Annotated in this window: 18 protein-coding genes; 15 read left to right on the forward strand and 3 right to left on the reverse strand. The window is 60.1% G+C overall.

The features are described from left to right. The first annotated feature begins 186 nt into the window (after window positions 1-186). Window positions 187-666 (forward strand): hypothetical protein, encoded by a 480-nt coding sequence (locus HMPREF2712_RS09180; protein ID WP_239665140.1) that lies wholly within the window; start codon window positions 187-189, stop codon window positions 664-666. Between the two features lie 103 nt (window positions 667-769). Here the strand turns inward: HMPREF2712_RS09180 and HMPREF2712_RS06745 are convergent, their stop codons facing one another. The 3 genes from HMPREF2712_RS06745 to HMPREF2712_RS06755 form a co-directional block, all read right to left on the reverse strand. Beyond that, on the reverse strand, window positions 770-3,676 hold the full coding sequence (locus tag HMPREF2712_RS06745) for an FAD-binding and (Fe-S)-binding domain-containing protein (RefSeq protein WP_070819571.1): 2,907 nt from the start codon (window positions 3,674-3,676) through the stop codon (window positions 770-772). A 337-nt stretch (window positions 3,677-4,013) separates the two neighbouring features. Then, window positions 4,014-5,003, reverse strand: coding sequence for a restriction endonuclease (locus HMPREF2712_RS06750; RefSeq protein WP_070819572.1), 990 nt, complete (start codon window positions 5,001-5,003; stop codon window positions 4,014-4,016). A 125-nt stretch (window positions 5,004-5,128) separates the two neighbouring features. Beyond that, window positions 5,129-6,070 carry a hypothetical protein gene (locus HMPREF2712_RS06755; protein WP_070819573.1) on the reverse strand — a complete coding sequence of 314 codons (942 nt, stop codon included), beginning with the start codon at window positions 6,068-6,070 and terminating at the stop codon, window positions 5,129-5,131. Window positions 6,071-6,227: 157 nt separating this feature from the next. On the opposite strand from HMPREF2712_RS06755, the gene HMPREF2712_RS06760 reads away from it, so the two are divergent. The 14 genes from HMPREF2712_RS06760 to HMPREF2712_RS06825 all read left to right on the forward strand — a co-directional run bounded on the left by HMPREF2712_RS06760 (window position 6,228) and on the right by HMPREF2712_RS06825 (window position 23,953). Further along, window positions 6,228-7,874, forward strand: coding sequence for a potassium channel family protein (locus HMPREF2712_RS06760; RefSeq protein ID WP_070819574.1), 1,647 nt, complete (start codon window positions 6,228-6,230; stop codon window positions 7,872-7,874). 477 nt (window positions 7,875-8,351) lie between these two features. Further along, complete coding sequence (locus tag HMPREF2712_RS06765) at window positions 8,352-9,014, forward strand: hypothetical protein (RefSeq protein WP_070819575.1); 663 nt, start codon at window positions 8,352-8,354, stop codon at window positions 9,012-9,014. An 87-nt stretch (window positions 9,015-9,101) separates the two neighbouring features. Further along, on the forward strand, window positions 9,102-9,677 hold the full coding sequence (locus tag HMPREF2712_RS06770; protein ID WP_070819576.1) for an HIT family protein: 576 nt from the start codon (window positions 9,102-9,104) through the stop codon (window positions 9,675-9,677). 521 nt (window positions 9,678-10,198) lie between these two features. Further along, window positions 10,199-11,407, forward strand: coding sequence for a hypothetical protein (locus HMPREF2712_RS06775; RefSeq protein WP_070819577.1), 1,209 nt, complete (start codon window positions 10,199-10,201; stop codon window positions 11,405-11,407). 171 nt (window positions 11,408-11,578) lie between these two features. Next, the gene (locus tag HMPREF2712_RS06780; protein ID WP_070819578.1) at window positions 11,579-12,862 is read left to right on the forward strand and encodes a Mur ligase family protein; all 1,284 of its coding nucleotides are present in this window, start codon (window positions 11,579-11,581) and stop codon (window positions 12,860-12,862) included. After that, window positions 12,862-13,629 (forward strand): type 1 glutamine amidotransferase, encoded by a 768-nt coding sequence (locus HMPREF2712_RS06785; protein ID WP_070819579.1) that lies wholly within the window; start codon window positions 12,862-12,864, stop codon window positions 13,627-13,629. The genes HMPREF2712_RS06780 and HMPREF2712_RS06785 overlap by 1 nt, the downstream gene beginning before the upstream one ends. A gap of 132 nt (window positions 13,630-13,761) precedes the next feature. Then, window positions 13,762-14,520 carry a YebC/PmpR family DNA-binding transcriptional regulator gene (locus HMPREF2712_RS06790; protein WP_005508777.1) on the forward strand — a complete coding sequence of 253 codons (759 nt, stop codon included), beginning with the start codon at window positions 13,762-13,764 and terminating at the stop codon, window positions 14,518-14,520. 297 nt (window positions 14,521-14,817) lie between these two features. Continuing rightward, window positions 14,818-15,474 carry a crossover junction endodeoxyribonuclease RuvC gene (gene ruvC, locus HMPREF2712_RS06795; RefSeq protein WP_049362705.1) on the forward strand — a complete coding sequence of 219 codons (657 nt, stop codon included), beginning with the start codon at window positions 14,818-14,820 and terminating at the stop codon, window positions 15,472-15,474. A gap of 217 nt (window positions 15,475-15,691) precedes the next feature. Next, entirely contained in the window at window positions 15,692-16,312 is a 621-nt protein-coding gene (gene ruvA / locus HMPREF2712_RS06800) for a Holliday junction branch migration protein RuvA (RefSeq protein ID WP_005505871.1), read from the forward strand. Window positions 16,313-16,483: 171 nt separating this feature from the next. After that, complete coding sequence (gene ruvB / locus HMPREF2712_RS06805; protein ID WP_172855776.1) at window positions 16,484-17,470, forward strand: Holliday junction branch migration DNA helicase RuvB; 987 nt, start codon at window positions 16,484-16,486, stop codon at window positions 17,468-17,470. 365 nt (window positions 17,471-17,835) lie between these two features. Next, window positions 17,836-18,195, forward strand: coding sequence for a preprotein translocase subunit YajC (yajC, locus tag HMPREF2712_RS06810; RefSeq protein ID WP_070819580.1), 360 nt, complete (start codon window positions 17,836-17,838; stop codon window positions 18,193-18,195). Between the two features lie 99 nt (window positions 18,196-18,294). Beyond that, a complete protein-coding gene (gene secD / locus HMPREF2712_RS06815) occupies window positions 18,295-19,986 on the forward strand; it encodes a protein translocase subunit SecD (RefSeq protein ID WP_070819581.1) in 1,692 nt (563 codons plus the stop codon). Between the two features lie 2 nt (window positions 19,987-19,988). Next, complete coding sequence (gene secF / locus HMPREF2712_RS06820; RefSeq protein ID WP_070819582.1) at window positions 19,989-21,194, forward strand: protein translocase subunit SecF; 1,206 nt, start codon at window positions 19,989-19,991, stop codon at window positions 21,192-21,194. A 281-nt stretch (window positions 21,195-21,475) separates the two neighbouring features. Further along, window positions 21,476-23,953: a RelA/SpoT family protein gene (locus HMPREF2712_RS06825; RefSeq protein ID WP_070819583.1), complete on the forward strand. Its 2,478-nt coding sequence runs from the start codon at window positions 21,476-21,478 to the stop codon at window positions 23,951-23,953. The last annotated feature ends 252 nt before the right edge of the window (window positions 23,954-24,205 follow it).

The following is a 24,205-nucleotide window of genomic DNA, read 5'->3' on the forward strand; positions in this document are numbered from 1 at the left end:
CCTAGTTGTTCCCAATCTTTTTGCGCGACGGCGGCGGTCAAGCACGGTGCTTGCGCGGGTATACCTGTGCCTTCGCTATTACATGGTCGAAGAGAACCGACCCCTGAATAGTATTATGGAAAGCAACGCCGCTTACGAAGAAGCAACAGCCTTTATCGTAGAAGGTGCATTTGAAAGGATTGAAGAATGGCAAGCATTGAAGTGATGAAAGAACGAGCTCGCATTGCGGGACGCTTCAACCTGTCTGCCCGCCGCAATCCAGAACACCGCGCACTCGTAACCCTAGCGGCTCAACGTGCCGGAGGAGAATGCCACGTCATCCCCGCTGCACCCGGCGAGAAAGTCGCTGACGTTTTCCGCCGCTCCCGTAACATTGCTGGAGAATCAGCCGTCATCATCGTCACCGAAATCAACGGAACGCTCTACGCCCAGATTATCCAAGCCGAACGCGTCCGAAACCTCGGGCAAGACTCACGCGGTGTAACAACCGTTGCCAGCGCATCTGGCGTTACCCAGCCAGAAACCGCACACGAAGACCTAACAATCGGCACCTTCCTGCAGTACGCACAGATGATCCCGAACGGCTCAGTTGTCCTAGAAAGCGACCTGAGCTCGGTGCAGGCAGTTGCACAGAACGCGCTGGGAACTCACTTAGTCATTGCCTAGAGAAAAGCCCAGAAGAACCGAGATAGACGAAAAGGACCCGGCGGACTATCCATCAGATAGCCCGCCGGGTCCCTTCTTTATACCGTTGCTACGCGCTCAGCCCTTAGCGAGTAGTCCGTTCCAGCAGCTGCAACACGTTCTGGTAGCTGTGGCCGGTCGCCTCCGTCATACCCTGCTCACAGGTGCGGTTTGCCGAAATGTATGCGGCGAACTGCTTCTGCTCGCTCAGCTCCGCAGCCTCCGCCTCCGTAGCGCTCGCAGTCAGCTCCGGGTGCAGCATACCGCGGTCACCCGCATAACCACAGCAACCCCAGTGCTTCGGTACGTACACGTCGTCACTCATCGCGTTCGCAATCTTCTCAAACGCAGGCTGAGTACCCAAGTGAGTCATGGAGCAGGTCGGGTGCAGCGCAACCGACGGCAGGGGAGCAGACACAGTCAGCTTATCCAGCATGTTGTCGGCGGCAAACTGCACCGCATCGTACATGCGCAGACGCGAGAAGTCCGGCTCGCCCGGCTTCAGACCGTTCACGATCTTGTGCTCAAGCGCCTTAATAACCTTCTCGCGCATCACCTCAAGGCCCTCAGTACAGGACGAAGCGTCACACACGACCGGCAGACGGCCACCGTCAGTAGCCTCCCACAGGGACTTCAGCACACGGTCGCTCATAATCGAGTAGCCGTCGGTGAAGCCCTTCGACTTCCACGGGGTGGAGCAGCACATCTCGCCAATATTGTCCGGGATGCGGTACTTCACGCCCGCACGCTCACACAGGCGGATGAACGCCTGGGTTGCGTTGACCGGGTCGTGCTTGCCGTCGCCGTCCACACCGCCGAACATGGAGTTCACGCAGGCGGGGAAGAACACAATCTCAGCGGTTGCGTCCTTGTGCGGCTTACGTGCCGGGCCACCGACCGGCAGGTCCTTCTTGTAGGAAGGAACCATGTCGTCGCCCATGACCTTGCGGGCAATGTTGGTGGTGCCGTGCACCACGGGGAACGGCAGCTTCTTCGCCACGGTCAGCGACTTACCGGCGACCTTATCCATGATGCCCCACTGCTGTGCGGCGATCTTCCAGCCGGTAGCGGCCAGCTTGTCCTGGTTCTCAGAACGCAGGCGGCGAATCAGGTCACCGGTGTTGATGTTCACGGGGCAACGGGTCTGGCACATGCCGTCCACAGCACAGGTCTCAATGCCGTAGTACTCGTACTCCTTACGCAGGCGCTCAGCGAGTTCGTGGTCGCCGTTCGCCTCAGCGGCAGCAATCTCACGGCGTAGCACAATACGCTTACGGGGGGTCAAAGTCAGGTTGCGGGAGGGGCAGACCGGCTCGCAGTAGCCGCACTCCACGCAGCGGTCGACTTCTTCCTCAACGGTTTCGGCGACCTTCAGGTCGGTCACGTAGTCGGTGTCCGGCTCAACCAGCAGAACGCCCGGGTTCATGAAGCCCTTCGGGTCAATGAGGCGCTTGATCTGGCGCATCACGTCGAAGAGTTCGTCACCGAACTGGCGGCTCACGAACGGAGCCATAATACGGCCGGTACCGTGCTCAGCCTTCAGCGAGCCCTCATTACCAAGAATCAGCTGAACCATTTCTTCAGTGAAGTCGCGGTAGCGGTCCAGCTGCTTCGGGTCGCGGAACTGCTCGTTCAGCATGAAGTGGATGTTACCGTCCTTCGCGTGACCGAAAATCACGGAGTCCTGGTAGCCGTGTGCGTCGAACAGCTTGGTCAGGTCGCTGCAGGTGTTACCCAGAACCTCGACGGGTACGACCACGTCTTCCAGCAGTGCGTTAGTGCCGGAACGGCGGTTACCCGCAACGGTGGTGTACAGGCCACGGCGTGCCGCCCACAGTGCGTTACGCTCAGACAGCTTGCTGGTCATCGACACCGGCGAAGCCACCGGCAGGCTCTTAAACATGGGTGCCGCAGCGGCAGCCAGGTCGTTCAGCTCCTGCTCAGAGTTGCCCTGGAACTCAACCAGCAGGGCGGCGTGGTCCTTCACGTCAATGGCGGCGAGCGCCTCCGCAGCCTGGCCGGTACGCTGAGCCACACGAATACTGGTGGCGTCCATCAGCTCCACGGTAGCGAGCTTGTTAGCAACCAGTTCGGGCACGGAACGTGCAGCATCAATCAGGTTGTCGAACACGAGCAGGCCGGTGGAAATGTTCTTCAGAATCGGCAGAGTGCGGTAGGTTGCCGAAGCGACGAAACCGAGGGTGCCCTCCGAACCAATCAGCAGGTGCTGCAGAATGTCCACGGGGGTCTCGAAATCGACCAGGGAGTTCAGGCCGTAACCCATGGTGTTCTTCATGGAGTACTGCTGGCGAATCTTCGCCATGGATTCGGGGTTCTCGGTGACGCGCTTACGCAGGCGCAGCAGGCCCTCGTGAAGTTCAGGTTCGAGGGAGCGTAGCTTCTGGTCGGCGTCCGGTTCTGCGGTGTCAATGATGGTGCCGCTGGGGAGCACGAACACCATGGAGTCGAGGGTGTTGTACGTGTTGTAGGCGGTACCCGAAGACATACCGGAGGAGTTGTTCGCAACCACACCACCGATGGTGCATGCGGACCAGGATGCCGGGTCGGGGCCGAGCTTGTAGCCGTAGGGTGCTAGGTAGTTGTTGACCATCATGATGGTCGCGCCGGGCTGCACACGCACCTTCTTGCCGTCTTCAAGGACCTCGATCTTCTTGAAGTGGCGGCGGGTGTCGACCATCAGGCCGTCACCGCTGGACTGGCCGGAGAGGGAGGTGCCGCCGGAGCGGAAGGTGAGCGGCAGGCCGAGGTCGCCGGCTGCGCGGAAGATGTTTGCGACGTCTTCGGCAGAGTCAGGGCGGACCAGACCGGCGGGCACGAGCAGGTAGTGGGATGCGTCGTGTGCAATAGCGAGGCGTTCGAGTTCGGAGACGCTGGATTCGACTGCCTCGGCGCGCGCATCGGAGAGTAGGCGCTTGAGGGTGTCCTCGTAGGGGGACTTGAGTGCTTCGGACGTGTTTGACACGACGGTCATGATCTTGCTTCCTTACTGGTGAAGGGTGTGAATGCTGTCCTTATTCCAGTATCTGCTCTTGAACACCGTCTTTTCCTGTTAGCTATGGCTAAGCTTGGCGACTACTTGTCACCATAAAGAGGGTGGGTTATACACCGTGCCGATGCGCGTTTTTGCCGCGTATTTGCTGGTTTTCCGGGGGAATACGCCCGGGCTTGCGGAGGCGCACCCACCACACGCAGAACGCCGCGGCTGCTCTTAGGCGCCGCCGCCGAGGGCCGTAACATTCCAGCTGGTAACCAAAAAGAAAGCGTGGGGCAGAAAGCTACAGGCTTTCCACCCCACGCTTGTGTAACGTTTAGGCTTCGTCGAAGAAGTCCTCGTCAATCCTCTTGATGGTGTAGGTTCGTTCCACCTGCACGCCGATACCATACTTCACCATAAGACGGGCCAGCTGTTCACCATCCACCAGGACCACTGAGGTGCTGCCGCTGAGCTTCTTGGCGAAATCTCGAGCATCGGTGGTGAAAGAGCTCGAGGTGATGAAAACACCCTGTGTGCCCTCTGCATGTACCGCACCGACAAACTCCTGGATAGCCGGTCGGCCTACGGTGTTCTTTTCACCGTATCGCTTGGCCTGAACGTAAATCTTTGACAGGCCTAGTGCGTCTTGGTCGATAACTCCATCGATACCGCCATCGCGGGATGCCTGAGTGACAATACCACGCTCTTCGGCACCGCCGTATCCCATGGCAAGCAGAACATCTATCACCAGTTGTTCAAAAGCATTAGGAGAGATGGAACGTACGCGCTCCAAAATATCGTGCACGAGCGCGGACTCCAGCTGAGCAATACTCTCATCAATGAGCTCTTGGGGAGTGTTCTCATCTACGTTCGTCGGTTCGGATGCGCTGTGGGCTACATTAGGTGCGATATTCTTCGCGCCGCTCTTAGACAGCTGAGTCGGGGTTTCCGAGGCGGAATTCGACTTAACGCTGCGAACAATCTCCGCGACAATCTCAGAAGGGAGACCTTGAGGATACTGAGCGGTAAGCTTCTTGCCCTTGTCCGAAATCTTCTGACGGCCGCGGCCCGGCGATTCGACGGCCCCCCACTGCTTGAGGTAGGTGAGACCCCAGCTAATGCGGTCCACGTACACGAGGCGTCGACCGTTCGACATGAGCTCCTTCATCTGGTCAGGAGAGAGCGCGGAACGTTCGGCAACGGCGGCATAGATTTCCTTATTACTGCGCTCGCGGCCGTCGGCCAGGTAGTTCAGAATAGCCGGAATGAACTCGTAGAACTTGGGCACTACAACCTGAATATGGTTGGGTGACTGAGCGGTCATAGGTATCTCCATTGATCGATAACGGCGGGTAGTCCGTTCTTAATATACCTCTGTTACAAAAGATAATCGTTGTAGGGAGAACCTGTTTTCCCTTGTGTAGGATTTATTGGTACTACGTCGAACTGTTAGGCGCGGCCGCCGAGGGCCGTAACATTCCAGCTAGCAGTACTATCGGGCGTCACCACACCACAAAACAGGGGAGAACCCGCCGAAGCACGCACCCCCAAATCCTCCACAAACACACGGCCACCCGCAGGCACACTACGCTTCTTACGATCCACACCCGCACAATACACCGTCATCTTCGCACCCGAACGGTTCTCAACCGCAACCGAACTGCCGCCCGATTTCGACACAGTATCGTGCACAAAACCGCGGCTGCCCTGCATCTGAATCTCGCCAACCTCCGCGCTCTGACTCGTCAACGGCACACCATCAGGTGCCTCAAACTTACCGGAAGAATCAACACCCGCCGCACGAACCGACACCATCCACTCAGCATCATCAGTCAACTGCGACGTCGAAGCCGTCACACGCGCCGAACTATACGGCACACTCACCGTACCGGCAGACTTAGCGGAACCAGAAGGACCGGAACTAGACGGGCTCGGCGCCGATGCGCTCGCCGTATTACGAACCCACACGCCCGCACCCTCACCCGAACCGCCAGCAACCACCTCAACCTGAGTACCCGAACCGTCCGAAACCGAAACCTTCATCGTGCCCTCCGGCTCACCGCGACGCTCAAACTCCACATACGAATAGGAGGCGGGCGCCGCCGGGCCCTCAAAAACCGCCTCCTCAACGGGGCCGCGACCCGTAAACAGGCGGAAACCTTCAGAATCCTGAAGCACCGGCGCCGTCGCATGGCTCGCCGCAGTCGGCGTAGACGAAGCCTCAGCAGACGCAGAAGGGGAGGAGTTCAAGGTGGCGCATCCGCCCAGGGCGGCGGTAAGTGCACCGGAGAGGCACAGGCTCGCGCCCAGCTGACGGAAACTCAGCTGACGGGAACCCGGCTGACGGAAGTTCCGCAGGCGGAAGAAGAAAGCGGTGGTGGGTGAAGGCATAAGGCACTCCGATGTGCGGGGCGACAACGCTGCATCGGCAACACGGCCACCGTGGTTGGTACATCACATATTGTGTCAGGTTGAATGCTCACAGTGCAAAGACTGTAGTGCAAAGAAATAGTCGGGCAGGATTGCAAGGCGGAGTATCATTCACACTATGGATAAGGCGGAACAGAACCAGGCAGAAAACACGGTAAAGAACGGCACAGCACCCAATGCGTCGGTGGAGAACAGCCCGGTGGGTGCGTCTGCGCGCCCTGAAACTGTTGCATCTGAAACTACCGCATCTGAAGCCGCCGCTGAGAATACCGCAAAGGCTGGTTATACCCAGTCGGCACCGGCAGAATCCAGTGCCGCCAAAACTAGTGCTGCAGCAAGTAGCCCCGCAGAGGCTACCGCTCCTCGCATGGAGGCAGTGCAGGTTGATGCCGTGCAGATTGATAGCGCCCACCTGGACAGCACCCACTCCGTCTACTCCACCGACCTGGATCCTGATGACGACTACGAAGAAGTCGTCGAAGAATACGCCACCACCGACGCGCCGGACGGCACGCACCGCGAGGAACGCCGCATCACCCGCACCACGCATCACCCGCACGGCAAGGGCGACCAGAAAGCGGGCACCCAGAAAGCAGGCTCCCCGGGTGGCCCTGATGGTGCCGCCGAGATTATTGACGCGGGCGAACCTGAAACGCACACCACGACCATCCGCACGGTCACTCGCACCGTCACGGACCCGCCGCGTCCTGCCCCGCGCACCCGCTTATTCCGCACGCTCAGCAAGTACCGCGGTGAGAAGAACCTAGCAGCGTGGGAGGAGCGTTCCTCCCGGCCCATGTTCGTGGCGTCCGTACTGTACTTGCTCGCGTTCGCCGCGCCCATCATGAGCACGCGCATCCAGGAGCCGTACGACGGGTACCTCAACATCCTTCAGCTGATTCTGTGGGGCCTATTCGCCGCCGACTACTGCATTCGCCTGTACCTGGCGCCGCGGCGACTCTACTTCATCACGCATAACCTGATGAACCTGGCGATTGTGCTGCTGCCCGCGTGGCGTATTGTCAGCTTCCTCGCCATGATTCACCTGACCACCAACCGCCAGTACAAGAGGCTTTCGGAGCTGGCGGTGAAGCTCTTCGGATACACCGCAATCTTCATCATCATGTTCGCCCTGGCGATCTATTCGGTGGAGTCTTCCGAGCCGGGCGCGATGATTCGTGACCTGCCCACCGCCTACTGGTGGACGTTCACGACCCTCGCCACGGTCGGTTACGGCGACGTCTACCCGGTCACCGGTATCGGCAGGGTTATCGCCGTGGTCGTCATGCTGTACGGCGTGGGTATGGTCGCGGTCGCGACCGGTGCGCTCGCCAGCTGGATTATCGAAAAGATCGGTGGCAGGGAGGAGCAGGAGTACCCCGCAACCAAGGCTGACGTGGACGATCTTCGCCAGGAGATTTCTGAGTTGCGTGCCCTGCTGGCTCGTGAGTATGCGCGCCGTGAAGCTCACGACTACACGTTGCGTGAGGTCGTGGATGAAGACGGTGTGCACCCGGTTCCTTCGGAGGCGGAGGCGGCACGCCGCGCAGGTTTCAGGGCTGGTGGTTTCGGTGCCGCCGGTTTTGCCGCACCGAGCGCTTCTGCAGATGCTCCGAAGGCCGCACCTACTGAGGAATCCGCCGATTCCTCGGCATCTCATGAGGTTGCGGTGCGTGAGCAGGAGCCGGTCGCCCTGCTGGAGGAGACTCGCCAGACCTTCACGATTATTCGTGAGAAGTTCTCGTTGCGTTCCCGCAAGCAGTAGCCCGCTCGCAAATACCCTGCGAACAGTAGCTGGACTGCGGTAGCGCTGGCATCAGCGCAGATATAACAGTTCAGTTGAGGCTCGGCACTCAAACCCACACCGCTACCCGTTGAAGCGGTGGGTTTGGGTGCCGAGCCCACGCGAAGGCAAGACGAAGGCAAGAAAATTGCCGCCCACACCACAGTGCGGGATATTTTGCCTTGTCGAGGCAAAATTAGCCCGCGGAGTGCAAATTGGGGTTCGTGTGCGTGAAAAACCCCTCAACTTAAGGTCTAATGTGACCAAACTATCTTTTAAAAATGGCTGCCACTGGTGAAACTCCTAGCCAGAGCCTATAAACTATCTACCGTGCCGGTTATCGAACGCCCTGTAGCCTCAATGCGCTACGGGGGTGTCGTCGTATCCCCACCTCACTCACGGGGAGGCACCACTCAACTCACAAACTCACTCAAACACATACTCTGTTAGGACACTTTCGTGGCACCTAAGTCCACTCTGGGCGCGCTCGCTCTACTCGGCGCGCTCTCCCTCACCGCGTGCGCATCCGCACCGAATAACGCCTCCGCAAGTGCGGTTGTTGACCCCGCAGCTTTTGAAACCGCCGAGCCCAGCGCTGTTTCCGCCCCCGGCGACGACAGCACCGGAATCAAGGCGGCGGTTAATGCCTCGCAGGATCCGTCGATTCACCCGACCGCGACCCAGCCCACTGAGACCCCCGCGCCGGCGGGTGCCGGTAGCTATACGCCGGATGCTCAGGAGCAGGCCGCCTTCACCGCGGCGCCGATGCCTTCCTCTGCCGCCGTTGTGCGCTCGCAGAAAATCATGGACGGCACATGGGTTCAGCAGGACTCCACCAACCTTGAGAACTACATGGATGCCGTCATTCACGACGGCATTATCGAGGTCACCTACCACCTGAACCACGAAGAGCTGGCAACCCCCTTCTGGGTTGGCACTTTCGAGGCGAAGACCGGCAGCTTCAGCTACGTTTCGCACGTGGATCGTGCGAAGCTGAGCCGCGCGCCGTATGCCTCCGATAAGGAGACCAAGGAATTCACCATGGAGGACGGCGTGCTGAGCTTCCCCATGACCTTTGAGGGTGCCACCCGCATCATTCACCTGGAAAAGCAGCACAGCTAAGCGCGCTGCCGGGGGAGTTATCTCATATCTGGCACGCATGATGGGCGGGGCGTTCCCGTTGCCGCGTGTGGGCTATAGAATGGGACTATGAGCGAGAACACGACCCCCGAGCACGGCACCGCAGCCTCGGTGCAGGATTCCTTCGAGCTGCCCGGCGCACCGGACCAGTTCCAGCGCCTGTGGACCCCTCACCGCACCGCCTACGTGAGCGGCGGCCAGAAGGACTACACCGAGAAGACCTGCCCCTTCTGCACCGCGCCCAGCCGCAGTGACGAGGAGTCGCTGATTGTGTACCGCGGCGAGCATGCCTTCGTGATTCTCAACCTCTACCCGTACAACCCCGGTCACCTGCTGGTCTGCCCGTACCGCCACATCCCGTTCTATGATGATGCGACCGAGGCTGAAACCATGGAGATTGCGCAGCTGACGCAGCTCGCCATGAAGGTTCTGCGCGAGGTGTCGCATAATGACGGCTTCAACATTGGCATTAATCAGGGCAAGGTGGGCGGCGCGGGCATTGCTGATCACCTGCATCAGCACATTCTGCCGCGCTGGAGTGGAGATACGAACTTCCTGCCGATTATTGCTCAGACGAAGACCATGTCTCGCACGCTGGATGATATGCGCTCTGCGATTGCGGAGGGGTTTGCCCGCCTCAGCTAGATGGCGTGGCTCATCCGTCAGATAGTCTGGGTGGCTTGGTGATTTTGAAATTTTGCACTAATTGCTTCAATTTGCCAGCTAGTGCACAGAAATTCTGCGTCATAAATGCGCAGATTGGGCAGTCGACGCGTATTTGAATGATGTTATGTCCATTGGATATGGCAAAGTTTTAAATGCAGCGACGCTGTTGGGAAGCTTCCGGCTTCCAGAAACACCGCATAGCTCACCGAAAAATAGCGGTCACCGATCGCTTTCGGGCTTGGCAGGGTAAGCACCCTGCCTCAACCACAGAGGTCAGCGCCTCAGCTGAGAACCCACCCCGTCGTGCGTGAACGCACGGCAACACTGCGAGGGGTGCGGATCAGCGTGAAGGACGCTGGCCTCTTTTTTGCATTTCGAGGGCGCTGCTTTTGCCCCTCGGGGACGTTGCGCCAGGATGCGCCGCCGAAGACGTGATACCCGGATGCACCGCACCCCACCCCTCGAGAAAGAACCCGCCAGACCCGCTAGAGTGGAATGCTATGGACTACCCCAACCTGCTTGAGACTGCTTTCGACGAGTTTAGTGCTGTGCCCGCCGCCGGTAATGGTGCCGGTGCCGGTCATGATGCCGCTGGTGATTCTGCAGGCGCGCCGCAGCTGCTCATCTGGAGGCAGATCCGCTGGTCCAACCGCCGCCCGCTCATTGAGGTGGAACCGGTCGTGCCCGGAGGGGTCGCTGAAGGAGCTCATAACCGGGCATATCAAGCGGCGGGGGAGAGCGCCCCCAACCAGGAAAACAGCCCCGCGCAGCGTGGCGTTCCGAGCGGGGTTCGCATCCAGATTCCGTTGACTCCCGGCGCCTACCTGGGGTTGCGTATTCCGCGCGATAGCGAGGGGGAACTCTACCGTTACTGCGCCGGCTACACCACCGGCACGAGCAATGACGCCGCCCCCGAATCCGTGGGAGCCTCCGCGGGAATCCGCCGCGTACCCTGCCCCGAAGGCACCCACATCCAGCGTGGCCAGCAGTGCCCGCGCTGCACCGCCCGCGACGAATTTACCGCCCTGCACCGCGCGCACCTGTACCCCGGAACGCTCACCGAATCCATGCGCGCCTATGCCATGCTGGAGCATCGCCTCTACATCGCGACCTTCCCCGACGGCACGCACAAGGTCGGCACGAGCTCCCTGCATTCGACCCCGCGCCGCCTGGATGAGCAGGCGGTCGCCACCGCCACCTACATTGCGCTTGCACCTGACGGCCTTGCCATTCGCCGCGCCGAGGACGCCGTGACCGCCCTCGCGAAGATTCCGCAGGTCAAGCAGGTGGCGAGCAAGTACCGCGCCTGGACGAACCCGCTGCCCGGTGCGCAGCTTCGTGTTGCCCATCAGGAGGCGGTTGCCCGCGCCCGCGAAGCGCTCGCCGAACTAGCACGTACCGACCCGGAGGTGCCGCTCACCGCCCTGGATGAGCCGTGGATTCCGTCGCTTGCCATGAACCGCCCGTATGCGGCTCTGCGCGCGCAATCGCCCGAACCGCTGGCGCCCTGTGAATCTGGTCTGGGTGGTTCCGGTACTGAGAGCGGGGCGGCTGGCTTCTTCTGCACGGGCGCGGCGGGTCAGTTTTTGAGCGCCCACACCGGCGATGCTGACGCGGCGTTCCTGGTGAATACTGCCGCGTGGCGGAATGTGCTGGTGGAGCCGGCGCAGGAGTTCACGCGGGTGAGGGTGCAGGGTTCTCTGTTCTAAGCGGGCTTGCTCTTCTAAGCGGGCTCGCTGTTCTAATACCCCCGGCGCTTCGCCCTAGCCGGAGCCCCGCACCAAACCCCACCCCGCACCAAAACCCCAGTAACCCCGCCCCGTCCGGCATGAGCGAACGAGCCCGGCGGGCCATTCAGCCGCTGGCGTGCGTGTACTAAAATGGTAAGCATGTCCAAACCCCTCATTCGTCTTCTCGGCCAGGGCGTACGCGCCGCGACTAAGCTTCGCGGCGGCGGCTCCGCCTTCCCCGGCCTTGTCATGGAAAAATTGCACCCCGACTTCGTCGCTGAAGAGCTCGCGAAGCTGCCCTACGGCGTGGTTGTTGTCTCCGGCACGAACGGTAAGACCACCACCACGAAGATGGCTGTGCAGCTGCTTGAAGCTCAGGGTCTGAAGGTTTTCACTAACCGCACCGGTTCGAACTTTGTGCGCGGTGTCGCCGCGGCACTGCTGGGCGAGATGACCCTCGGCGGCAAGCTTGACGCTGATATTGCTGTGCTTGAGCTGGACGAGGCGCACGCTGTGCACTTCGTCAAGGCCGTCAAGCCCGATTACGCTCTGCTGTTGAACGTTCTGCGTGACCAGCTGGACCGCTTCGGTGAGATTGACACGACCCGCCGCATGCTGGCGACCGTCGCCTCCGCAACGACCGGTACCGTGGTGCTCAACCGTGAGGACCCGCGCATCCGCTCCCTCGCTGAGAACGTGCAGCCGGGCGTGACCGTCAAGTACTACGGCCTGGATGAGTCCCTGCGCTCGTACTTCCCTTCGGATGATGAGATGCGCGGCGGCACCGTCGCGAAGGCGACCCTGCCCGAGGCAGACGTCACTCTGACCGCGTTCTCCGGCACCTCCGCAACCTTCGACCTGGCGGGTGTGGAGCAAGTCGGCGAGATTAACCTCTACGGCATTTACAACATCTTCAACGCGGCTGGCGCTATGGCGCTGACCCGCGCCGTCATGGGTGAGAAGCTCAACGAAGATAAGCTCATCGCCGAGCTGGCGAAGATTACCCCCGCCTTCGGTCGCGGTGAGACTCTGAACGTGAACGGCCGCCCGCTGCAGTTGCTGCTGGTGAAGAACCCGAGCGGTTTCCGCCTGTCCCTGGCGAGCGCGAACGCTGACGACTACGCCACCATGATCACGATTAACGATCAGTACGCTGACGGTCGTGACGTGTCCTGGCTGTGGGATGTTGACTTCGACAGCTTGAAGAAGACCGGCGTGCAGATGGTTTCGGGTGTGCGCGCCTGGGATATGGCGCTGCGCCTGGAGCATGACGGCGTGAAGGTTGACGAGGTCAACGAGAACCTCGCCGATGCGCTCAAGGGCTTCATTGCCTCCAGCGGTAACGCGCCCATGCGTATTTTCTGCACCTACACCGCAATGCTGGCTCTGCGTGAAGAGCTCGCAAAGATCACTGACGTTGAGAGGGTCTCCTAATGACGGCAACTCACACTTTTGAGGGCACCCCCGCCTCCGGCCCCAATAACGGTAAGACTCTGCGTATTCTGCAGCTGTATCCGCTCGACATGAACATTTACGGCGACTGGGGTAACACTCTGGCGTTGGCTCGTCGCGCGCAGGCGCACGGCTTTGACGTGCAGATTCTGGACCACAACCCCGGTCAGCCTTTCCCAGAAGATGTTGACATCATTCTGGGTGGCGGCGGCCAGGACTCCGGTCAGTCCGTGATTCAGGATGACCTGCACGCTAACGGTGACACGCTGCGCTCGCTGGCTGAGGCTGGCGTACCGATGCTCGTCATTTGTGGCCTGTACCAGCTGTTCGGCAAGGAATTCCGCACCCGTGAGGGTGAGGTGCTGAAGGGTATCGGCATTTTTGATGCGCATACGGTCGGCGGCGATGACCGCCTGATTGGCAACATTGTTGAGGAGTCTGAGGAGTTCGGCACCGTGATTGGTTTTGAGAACCACTCGGGCCTGACCTACCTGGGCCCCGGCTGCACCCCGCTGGCGACCGTCACCAAGGGTGAGGGCAACAACGTGACCGATGCGTATGAGGGTGCGCGCGTGCACAATGTGATTGGCACCTACCTGCACGGTTCGCTGCTGCCGAAGAACCCGAAGATTTCGGACTACCTGATTGAACAGGCGGCTAAGCGTAAGTTTGGCAAGTTCACGCCGAACACGATTAACGACTCGCTGGTGGAGAAGGCACGCGCTTCGGCTGCGTCTCGCCCCCGCTAGCCTATTCCTGGTGGTGGCGTGCACTTTCTGAGGTGGTGTGCGCCTCCGCTACGGTATAGTTATGTGAGTACAGTACGGTGCGTGGGACGTTTCGCCGTGCCCGCACGGAGGTTTTGACTAAGGGAGATACGAATGTCCGGTCACTCTAAATGGGCGACTACTAAGCACAAGAAGGCTGCTATCGACGCTAAGCGCGCGAAGGCTTTCGCGAAGTTCATTAAGGCAATTGAAGTTGCGGCACGTATGGGCGGCGCTGATATTGCTGGTAACCCCGCTCTTGACCTGGCTGTGTCGAAGGCGAAGAAGAACTCCGTTCCTAACGACAACATTGACCGCGCAATCAAGCGTGGCGCTGGCCTGACCGGTGAGACCATTGACTACACCGAAATCATGTACGAAGCACGCGGCCCGCAGGGTACCGCTCTGTACATTGAGTGTCTGACCGATAACCGTAACCGTGCAGCGTCTGAGGTTCGCCTGGCTGTGACCCGTAACGGCGGCACCATGGCTGACCAGGGTTCGGTTGCGTTCCTGTTCGAGCGTAAGGGCGTTGCTGAGGTCACCAAGACTGACGGTCTGACCGAGGACGACGTTCTGATGGCTGTTCTGGATGCAGGTGCCGAAGAGGTTCTGGACGAGGGCGACGTGTTCACCGTTGTTTCCGCACCGACCGATCTGCCCGAGATCCGTAAGGCACTGGACGAGGCTGGCCTGGAGTACAACAACGACGACCCGGTCTTCCGCCCGACCATGCAGGTTGACCTGGACGCTGAGGGTGCTAAGAAGTTCATGAAGCTGGCAGACGCTATTGAAGAGCTCGACGACGTTCAGAACGTCTACTCGAACGCTAATGTTTCTGCTGAGGTCATGGCAGAGCTGGAAGCTGAGTAATCACTCGGATTCTGATATCTGATGCTTGAAGAAGCCGCTCCTTTAACCGAGCCGCCGTAGGGTGGCTGGTTGGGGGAGTGGCTTCTTAGCGTCTGGGGCTATTTTTGGGAGGCGCTGGGTACTTTTGGTGGTGCGCGCGTGACTGTTCACGTGGTGATTGTTTACGCGGTGACCGTGTTCGTGGCACGCCCCGGTACCGGGTGCTAGGATTCTGAAGGGCTAGAATCTAGAGATTCTATAGGGAGTTTGTCGAAAGGGGAGATGATGGCCGCCGCTCAACCTGCCGCACGCGATAGCATGCGCGAGAACCGTACCGCCGCCGCCGTGGAGCGTGTGCCGGGTGCAACCCGCATCATGGGTGTTGACCCGGGTCTGACCCGCTGCGGCTTCTCCATGCTCGATATGACCGCCGACCGTAAGGCGCACTTCGTGAACGTGGGTGTTGCCGGCACGATCCCGGCGGAGTCCCTGGACCAGCGTATTCTCTGGATTTTCAACGCCGCCTCCCACTGGCTCGACACCTACAAGCCGGATGCCCTGGCGATTGAGCGTATCTTCGCTCAGGAGCAGGTGAACACGGTGATTGGTACGGCACACGCTTCAGGCGCGGTGATTTCTGCTGCGGCAATGCGCGGCGTGCCGGTGTTCTTCCATACCCCCTCGGAGGTGAAGGCGGCGGTGACCGGTAGCGGCCGCGCCGATAAGGCGTCCGTGGGTCGTATGGTGACCCGCATTTTGGGGCTGGATTCCATGCCGAAGCCCGCCGATGCTGCCGATGCCCTGGCGATTGCGATCTGTCACGGCTGGCGTGGCGGCGGTATTGGTTCGGGTATCAACATGGCGGCCCAGACGCAGACTCACCAGGGTTCACGCCCGGCGCAGGCTCGCCGTGGCGGGTCGTTGACTCCGGCGCAGCGTGCCTGGATGGAGGCGGAGGCGCGTGCTCGCCGCTAGAGGCGCATTCGTGGGCTTGTGTGCCGTCTCCTGTTGGCTCGCATGTATTCGCTAAGAAGTTCGAATATATGCTTGATTTCAGAAGAAATATTCTAATATACTTGTAGTGTCTCCCCGTTGAACTGGGGGAGTGCGTTCTGTGGGTGCCGGAGTTCCCGGGGCCCTCACACTGCCGCGAGCCTCAATCTGTGGGCGCGGTGTTGAAAGGTGGAGAGAAATGATTGCATCCCTGACCGGTCGTGTGGCTCAGGTGGGCCTTGATCATGCGGTGATTAACGTGAACGGTTTCGGCATGCTTGTGTACGCTACCGCGCGTACTCTCTCCAAGCTACGCACCGGTGAGGAAGCTACCGTGCTGACCACCATGATTGTGCGTGAAGAGTCGATGACTCTGTACGGTTTTTCGGAGCCTGCCGAGCGTGAAGTGTTCGATATGATGCTTTCGGTTTCCGGTATTGGTCCGCGTATTGCGCTGGCGGTGTTGAGTGTTCACACTGCCGCTGAGGTGGAGCGCGCTGTGGCGACCGGTGACGATAAGGCATTCACGAAGGTTCCCGGTATCGGTCCGAAGGGTGCCCGCCGTATTGTGCTGGAGCTTGCCGGCAAGCTGATTCTCAGCGATGGTCAGACCGATGAGCTGCCGCTGAGCCAGGGCATTGTCTGGAAGCCGCAGGTGCTTGACGCTCTCACCTCTCTGGGCTGGAGCGAGAAGGACGCTTCCGCCGCTATTGACGCTTACGTGCAGCACAACCCTGCCGCAGAGACTGAGCCGGTGGGTGTGGCTCTGCGTGGTGTGCTCGCCTCCTTGGGTACTCAGAACACGGTGGGCCGCCACTAAGCGGTGCGCCCTGTTCGATGTATCCCACTCAAACTTTTGTGAAAGAAGAATTCTATGAGCCAGAATCCCTATGAGCCGCAGCCCGCGGCGTCCCTGGTTTCCGGCGGGTATTTTCCCGGTCAGGTGCCCGGCACTCAGGCGTCTTCAGCTCCCGCCCAGCGCCTGGTGGCGATGGAAGAAGAGCCTGAAGAGAAGATGATTGAGGCGGCACTGCGCCCTAAGTCCCTGGATGACTTTGTGGGTCAGCGCCGTGTGCGTCAGCAGCTGTCCCTGGTGCTGGAGGCTTCGAAGATGCGTGGCCGTAGCGCCGACCATGTGCTGCTGTCGGGCCCTCCCGGTCTGGGTAAGACCACTCTCGCAATGATTATTGCGGCAGAGATGGAGGCGCCGCTGCGCATTACCTCCGGCCCGGCGATTCAGCATTCGGGTGATTTGGCGGCGATTCTGTCTTCGCTGACCCCCGGTGAGGTGTTGTTCCTGGATGAGATTCACCGTATGAGCCGCCCGGCTGAGGAAATGCTCTACATGGCGATGGAAGATTTCCGTGTGGACATTGTGGTCGGTAAGGGTGCGGGTGCGACCTCCATTCCGCTGGAGCTGCCACAGTTCACCCTCGTGGGTGCGACGACCCGTGCGGGTCTGCTGCCCGGCCCTCTGCGTGACCGCTTCGGCTTTACCGGTCACCTGGAGTTCTACTCGGTGGAGGAGCTGGAGCTGGTGCTGCGCCGCAGTGCTGGTCTGATGGATATGCAGATTACCTCCGAGGGTTTCACGGAGATTGCCGGTCGTTCCCGCGGCACGCCGCGTATTGCGAACCGTCTGCTGCGTCGTGTGCGTGACTGGGCGCTGGTGAACGGCGTGGACCGCATTAACGCGACCGATGCCGCAACCGCGCTGGATATGTACGAGGTGGATTCGCGCGGCCTGGACCGCCTGGACCGCGCCGTGCTGGAGGCGCTCATTCACAAGTTCGGCGGCGGCCCGGTGGGTCTGTCCACCCTCGCCATTGCGGTGGGTGAAGAGACGGAGACCGTGGAGACGGTTGCCGAGCCGTACCTGGTGCGTGAGGGCCTGATTGGTCGCACTCCGCGCGGTCGTGTGGCTCTGCCCGCGGCGTGGGAGCACCTCGGCTTGGAAGCACCGGAGATTCAGCTCTAGATCCGTATCAGCTTTAGGCCCGCATCAGCTGATAACACTGTAGTAGCCCGTGGGAGGTATCCGCCTCCTGCGGGCTTCTCTGTGCCCCCGGTAGCTCTTCTGCAGGCGCGGCAACTTTTCTACCGGTTCTGCAGGCGCTGTCGGGTTCCATTGGGCTCTGCCGGGCTCTGCTGGTCTTTACCAGCGACATAAAATTACGCCGAGAGAGTCCAAAACTCAGGTTAACCTCACAAAAACGCTGGTTCGGGGCGCTAAAGCTCATGCTCTCGCGTAGGATGGATACGTACTGTATCTACGATTCCACACCTTCTGGTACGCTCAACCCTCGCGGTGAGCGGCACGGGTGCGGATGTGAAAGTGAGACCATGGATTTTAACCTCCTGATTATGATTGCCATGATGACGCTGCTGGCATGGATGATGTTCTCCGCCCAGAAGCGTCAGCGTAAGCAGATGGAGGAACTGCGCGCAATGCAGCAGTCTCTCGTCCCCGGCACCCAGGTGATGACTGGTTCCGGCATCTACGGCACCGTTGTCAGCACTGACCTTGAGAACAACAAGCTGCAGCTTCAGATTGCGGACGGTGTTGTTATCACCCTGGCACTGAACGCGATTATGGCCGTCGTCGAGGAGGAAGCCCCCGCAGCGCCCCTGACCGAGGACGCGTACGAGGCTACCGCATCCGAAGCTCCCGCTTCCGATACCTCTTCTGATACTGCTAAGTAATTCAGAGCGTATGAGCCCGGCGCCCAGTGAGCGGCGTCGGGTTTTCGCGTTACGGAATCTGTAGAACACTCAATACTATTCACACGAAGAAGGAACATTATGGCTAAGCGTTCACCGCTTGCAGCCGCGCGAGGGGCGCTCCTCTCGATGGTCCTGCTCATGGTTGTTATGGCTGCCGGTATTTTCGGCACCACCTACGCGGGAGGTTCTTGGGCACCGAAGCTCGCCCTGGACCTTTCGGGTGGTACTCAGATGATTCTTTCTCCGAAGGTCAATGGCTCTTCGGATGAGAACGTCTCCCAGGAGCAGTTGAACCAGGCGGTTGAGATTATTCGTCAGCGCGTTGATGGTGCCGGCGTTTCGGAGGCGGAGGTTACCACCTCTTTCGGCTCGGGCAATAACGTGGTTGTTTCGGTTCCCGGAACGATTAGCGCTGAGACTCGTCAGCTGATTCAGGCGTCTGCAAATATGACGTTCCGCCCGGTGCTGCTTTCTGGTGCCGGTACTGCGGTGGCTGAGGATGCCCGCACTGCGGACGATAAGCTGCCCAAGCCGTCTGCGGAGCCGACTAATGGTTCGGACCGTAACTGGATTACTGCGGACCTGTACAAGCAGTACGAGGCGAAGGACTGCACCGCGGCACGCAATGAGGACGCCGATAGTGCGGACCCGACTAAGCCGATGGTGGCGTGCTCCACGGACGGTCAGGAGAAGTACATTCTGGGTCCTGTGGAGCTGAGCGGTAGCGATATTTCTACCGCAAGCCACTCGCAGGAGACGAGCGGCCAGGGCGTGACTACGGGCCGTTGGGCTGTGAACATTCAGTTCAACGATGCTGCTCGTGAGAAGTTCCAGAACATTACTTCTCGCCTGAACGCGATTCGTGCGCAGAACGCAAATGATCCGCGTGCCCGCTTCGCGATTCTGCTGGACGGCAAGGTGCTGTCTTCGCCGGTGTCGCAGGCAGTGATTTCTGACGGCAAGCCGCAGATTACCGGTAACTTCACCGAGCAGGAGGCGAAGGCTCTCGCCGATCAGCTCAAGTACGGTGCCCTGCCGATTAGCTTCACGATCCAGTCGGAGCAGCAGATTTCTGCGACTCTGGGTTCGGAGCAGTTGCGTGTGGGTCTGCTGACCGGCCTGATTGGTCTGCTGCTGGTGTTCGTGTACTCGCTGTTCCAGTACCGTCTGCTGGGCTTTGTCACGATGATGTCGTTGGTTGTGGCTGGCATTATTTCGTATGAGGCGATTGCGCTACTGGGTTGGGCGTTGAACTACCGCCTGTCCCTGGCTGGTGTGGCGGGTCTGATTGTGGCGATTGGTGCTACGGCTGACTCGTTCATCGTCTACTTTGAGCGTATCCGTGATGAGATCCGTGCGGGCCGCACGATCCCGTCGGCGGTGAACCACGGTTGGCAGCGTGCATCCCGCACTATTTTGGCGTCGAAGGCTGTGAACCTGCTGGCTGCTGTGGTGCTGTACGTGGTATCGGTCGGTTCGGTGAAGGGCTTCGCGTTCACCCTTGGTTTGACTGCGATTGCTGACCTTGTGGTCGTGTACCTGTTCACCCACCCGATGCTGACTCTGCTGGCGAATACCCGCTACTTCGGTGAGGGTCACCGCCACTCGGGCTTGTCGCCTGAGTCGCTGGGCGCTACGCCGCTGTACCGTGGTGCCGGTCGCCTCCGCAGCCCGGAGGAGAAGCAGCTGAGCATTGCTGAGCGTCGCCGTGCAGAGCGTGCTGCCGCTGAGGCTGACGAGTCTGCTTCTGATGAGAAGAAGGAGAGCTAAGCATGGCTACCGATGTGAAACCTAATGCTTTTGCCCGCTTCGGTAATGACCTGCATTCGGGTGCCCGCTCGTACCCCTTTGTGGGTAAGCGCCGCCTGTGGCTGCTGCTTGCGGCTGTGCTGATGGCGGTTTCGGTTCTGATTCCGGCTGTTGGTGGCGGCTTCAACCTGGGTATTGATTTCCGTGGCGGTTCGGAGTTCGTGGTCTCGAAGACCGCGCACGTTGATACTGCTACGGGTGAGCGCATTATTCACGAGAAGGCGAAGGACGCTTCGGATGTTCGCGTGACCAATATTGCGCCGGGTACGATTCGTGCCCAGATGAGCAAGCTCAGCGATGATGAGACTCTGCAGGTGAAGGCGGCTCTGCAGGAGGGTTACGGCGTCTCTGAGAATGACGTGACCTCTTCGTTTGTGGGCCCGACCTGGGGTGCGGATGTGACCCGTCAGGCGTTCTGGGGTCTGATCGCGTTTGTGGTGCTTGCGCTGATTGGTATGGCGTTCTACTTCCGCACCTGGAAGATGTCGCTGGCGTCTATTGCGGGTCTGTTCTTCACCGTGGTGGTGACGGTTGGTCTGTACGCCGCGTTCGGCTTCGAGATTACTCCGAGTGCAATTATTGGTTTCTTGACGATTCTGAGCTACTCGCTGTACGACTCGGTGGTGGTGTTCGATAAGATTCGTGAGAACACCGAGGATGTGCTGGAACGCCGCGACACGACCTTTGCCGAGCAGATTAACCTGGCGGTGAACCAGACCCTGGTCCGTTCGATTAACACCGCTATTGTGGGTGTTCTGCCGGTGGGTGCGATCCTGTTCATTGGTGCGTTCATCCTGGGTGCGGGTACTCTGCAGGACCTGTCCCTGTCGCTGTTTGTGGGTATTCTGGTGGGCATGTTCGGTACGCTGTTCGTGTCTGCGCCGCTGTATGCTTCGCTGCGTTTGGGTGAGGCTCAGATTCGTGAGCACACCGCGAAGGTGGAGAGCGGCAACTTCAAGGACGCTGAGGATGCTGACGAGGCTGAGGGCGACTCTTCGGAGGAGCCCGCCGAGGCTGAGAAGGCTGCGAAGCCCAGCAAGGCAGCTAAGCCCGCGAAGTCTGAGGAGTCTGCTGACAAGGCGACCGAGGACGAGAAGGCAGCCGAGAAGCCCGCTAAGAAGCCGGCACGTGCAACCATTGAGATTCACCGCGTGAACCTGAACGGTTAGCCAGCGTTCCGCCAGCGCTACTGGCGCTGCTAATGATAGGGGAGTCGATACCGAAAGGTGTCGGCTCCCCTTTAGCGTGCCCAATTATTTCCTAAACAACGCGCTCTGGTGTGTTAAAACGTCGCATAGTTTGGCGCGTTCCAGACCGCTGGGTAGGATAAGAAGTGAAGATACTGTGCGCTCGCGTTTGAGCCTGCTGATAGCTGGTTTGGCCGGTATAGCCCTCAATGATGAGGAACCTGAGTGTGCGGCTGATTATCTTGAGCCCGAAGGAGCCCGGAATGAGTGCAGAACCTGCCGTGAACACCAACGCTGAGAACCCTGCAGGGACCGCCGAGAAGCCCGCGGTTCGGCCCGCTGGCCCGATTCCTCTGCCTGAAACTGATTCGTCTGATGCGAAGAGGAAGCGCGGCTCGCACCGTGTCATGGCTGCTAGCGGGCGTGTGCCTAACCGCCTCGTTTTTGGTGGCCGCAGCAGCAAGATGGAGGCCTCCGACTCGCACGGCGGCACCATCCGTTTCTCCCCGATGATTGCGCCGGTCGTACGTGCCGTGCGCCGCTACCACCCGGACGAAGACATCCAGGTGCTACAGCGCGCCTACGAGGTGGCGAACCGCTGCCACGAGGGTCAGAAGCGTAAGAGTGGCGACCCGTACATTACCCACCCGGTCGCCGTGACTGCGATTCTTGCGGAGATGGGCGCGACCGGCCCCGTGCTCGCCGCCGGTCTGCTGCACGACACGGTGGAAGACACCGACTACACGATGGAGCAGCTCACCGAAGAGTTCGGTGAAGAGGTCGCCTACCTGGTCGACGGCGTGACCAAGCTGGACAAGATGACCTACGGTGAGAACGCCTCCATTGAGACGATCCGCAAGCTCGTGCTGTCCATGAGCAAGGACATCCGCGTGCTGCTCATTAAGCTTGCCGACCGCCTGCACAACGCCCGCACCTGGCGTTTCGTGCCGCAGGCTTCTGCCGCGAAGAAGGCAGAAGAGACCCTGAAGATTTACGCGCCGCTCGCGCACCGCCTGGGCCTGAACACGATTAAGTGGGAGCTGGAGGACCTGTCCTTCGCCGCCATGAGCCCGGAAATTTACGCCGAAATGGTGCGCATGGTCGGCGAACGCACCCCCGCGCTCGAAAAGTTCCTGAACGAGGCGCGCACCAAGATTAAGGAGCGCCTGGCACAGGTCGGCATTGAGGCGACCGTGACGGGCCGCCCCAAGCACTACTATTCGATTCATCAGAAGATGAAGACGAAGGGCCGCAGCTTCGACGAGATTAATGACATCCTCGCCGTGCGCATCATGGTTGAGGAAGAGGCGGAGTGCTACACCGTGCTCGGCCACGTGCTGTCCCTGTGGCCGTCGATGACCGGCCGTTTCAAGGACTACATTAAGAACCCGAAGAACAATAACTATCAGTCGCTGCACCTGACCGTGTACGGTCCGGGTAACCTGCCGCTTGAGATTCAGATTCGCACCTACAAGATGCACGAAGAGGCTGAGTACGGTGTGGCGGCGCACTGGCGCTACAAGGCGGCATCGCGCGGCGAGAAGGTCGCGGCTCGTGGCGGCGCGCCCGCGAAGGACCCGAAAGAGCCGGGCACCCAGACCTCGGCAATGATGAACGTCGGCATCCTGCAGTCTATTGCCGAGATTTCGAACTCCAACCCGGAGTCGGAGAAGTTCTACGAGTCGCTCGCTGACACCCTTGACACCGACGAAATCGTGGTCCTTACCCCCAACGGCGAGGCAATCGCCCTGCCCAACGGATCCACCCCCGTGGACTTCGCCTACGCCATCCACAGTGAGGTCGGCGACCGCACCGTCGGCGCGAAGGTCAACGGCCGCCTCGTGCCGCTGCACACGGTCCTGCCCACCGGCGCCACGGTCGAAATTATGACCACGAAGAACGAGGACGCCGGACCCAGCGAGGACTGGCTGAAGTTCGTTCGCTCCTCACGCGCTCGCACGAAGATCCGCCAGTACTTCGCGAAGGAACGCCGCCTGGAGGCGCTGCTCGCCGGCCGCGAGATGCTCACCAAGAGCATGCGTAACAGTGAGCTGCCGCTGCAGAAGATGATGAGCCCGGAGATCATGACTCAGGTGGCTCAGCTGCTGCACAAGAATGATGTGGCGTCGCTGTACCGTGCGATTGGTGAGCACGAGATCGCGCCGAAGCAGGTCATTGACACCCTCGTTGAGGTGCACCGCGGCGACGAGCCGGCACCCGAGGTTGAGGTCAGCGACTTTGACGAGACGCTGCTGAAGTCGACCCGCAAGGCGATTGGCGATAACGGCGTGATTGTGCCGGGTGCTGAGGGCGTGCTGACGAAGATTGCGCGCTGCTGCACCCCGGTCCCGCCGGATGACATTATCGGCATTGTGACCCGTTATAACGGTATTTCGGTGCACCGCCGTGACTGCCCGAACATGCGTAACGCTGACGAGGAGCCGCGCGTGACGACGGTTGAGTGGGCGTCTTCGCCGACCGCTACGTACCGTGTGCAGATTCAGGTGGAGGCGCTGGACCGTAAGGGCCTGCTGAGCGACCTGATTCGTGCGATTTCTGAGTCGGGCGTGAACATTCTGGATGCGCGCGTGCACACTTCGGAGGATCGTACCGTGGTGGACCGCTTCGCCCTGGAGCTGGGTGACCGCTTCATGCTGGAGCACGTGCTGAACGTGGTCCGTAACGTGACGGGCGTGTACAAGGCGTACCGCCTGACCGGCGCGAAGCCCTCGGAGGCGTAGGCTCTTTAGAAATATCCTTCATGTGTTGATTTTTGGGTGCTGGTTTTTGTACTCTTGAGTTAACCGTTCGGCCCGCTACTCTTGATGGAGTAGACGGGCCGGATTTCTATTTTCTGGTCTTTACGTTGAAAAGCCACATGTGTTTCGAAAAGCCACTTCTTTGGTGGCTTCTCGAAACACATGTGGCTTTTCGCTGTCTATGGGGGAGGGTCGGGGCTCCTTCGATAGGTTAGTGTCTTCGCCGTGGGTCTT

It is taken from the genome of Rothia sp. HMSC064F07, from assembly GCF_001837265.1.
Taxonomy (GTDB): Bacteria; Actinomycetota; Actinomycetes; order Actinomycetales; family Micrococcaceae; genus Rothia; species Rothia mucilaginosa.

What these genes read in the sequence shown, in the direction of transcription:
- HMPREF2712_RS09180 (WP_239665140.1), top strand. Translation starts at nt 187, where the DNA reads ATGGCAAGCATTGAAGTGATGAAAGAACGAGCTCGCATTGCGGGACGC.
- HMPREF2712_RS06745 (WP_070819571.1), bottom strand. Translation starts at nt 3,676, where the DNA reads ATGACCGTCGTGTCAAACACGTCCGAAGCACTCAAGTCCCCCTACGAG.
- HMPREF2712_RS06750 (WP_070819572.1), bottom strand. Translation starts at nt 5,003, where the DNA reads ATGACCGCTCAGTCACCCAACCATATTCAGGTTGTAGTGCCCAAGTTC.
- HMPREF2712_RS06755 (WP_070819573.1), bottom strand. Translation starts at nt 6,070, where the DNA reads ATGCCTTCACCCACCACCGCTTTCTTCTTCCGCCTGCGGAACTTCCGT.
- HMPREF2712_RS06760 (WP_070819574.1), top strand. Translation starts at nt 6,228, where the DNA reads ATGGATAAGGCGGAACAGAACCAGGCAGAAAACACGGTAAAGAACGGC.
- HMPREF2712_RS06770 (WP_070819576.1), top strand. Translation starts at nt 9,102, where the DNA reads ATGAGCGAGAACACGACCCCCGAGCACGGCACCGCAGCCTCGGTGCAG.
- HMPREF2712_RS06775 (WP_070819577.1), top strand. Translation starts at nt 10,199, where the DNA reads ATGGACTACCCCAACCTGCTTGAGACTGCTTTCGACGAGTTTAGTGCT.
- HMPREF2712_RS06780 (WP_070819578.1), top strand. Translation starts at nt 11,579, where the DNA reads ATGGTAAGCATGTCCAAACCCCTCATTCGTCTTCTCGGCCAGGGCGTA.
- HMPREF2712_RS06785 (WP_070819579.1), top strand. Translation starts at nt 12,862, where the DNA reads ATGACGGCAACTCACACTTTTGAGGGCACCCCCGCCTCCGGCCCCAAT.
- HMPREF2712_RS06790 (WP_005508777.1), top strand. Translation starts at nt 13,762, where the DNA reads ATGTCCGGTCACTCTAAATGGGCGACTACTAAGCACAAGAAGGCTGCT.
- ruvC (WP_049362705.1), top strand. Translation starts at nt 14,818, where the DNA reads ATGCGCGAGAACCGTACCGCCGCCGCCGTGGAGCGTGTGCCGGGTGCA.
- ruvA (WP_005505871.1), top strand. Translation starts at nt 15,692, where the DNA reads ATGATTGCATCCCTGACCGGTCGTGTGGCTCAGGTGGGCCTTGATCAT.
- ruvB (WP_172855776.1), top strand. Translation starts at nt 16,484, where the DNA reads ATGGAAGAAGAGCCTGAAGAGAAGATGATTGAGGCGGCACTGCGCCCT.
- yajC (WP_070819580.1), top strand. Translation starts at nt 17,836, where the DNA reads ATGGATTTTAACCTCCTGATTATGATTGCCATGATGACGCTGCTGGCA.
- secD (WP_070819581.1), top strand. Translation starts at nt 18,295, where the DNA reads ATGGCTAAGCGTTCACCGCTTGCAGCCGCGCGAGGGGCGCTCCTCTCG.
- secF (WP_070819582.1), top strand. Translation starts at nt 19,989, where the DNA reads ATGGCTACCGATGTGAAACCTAATGCTTTTGCCCGCTTCGGTAATGAC.
- HMPREF2712_RS06825 (WP_070819583.1), top strand. Translation starts at nt 21,476, where the DNA reads ATGAGTGCAGAACCTGCCGTGAACACCAACGCTGAGAACCCTGCAGGG.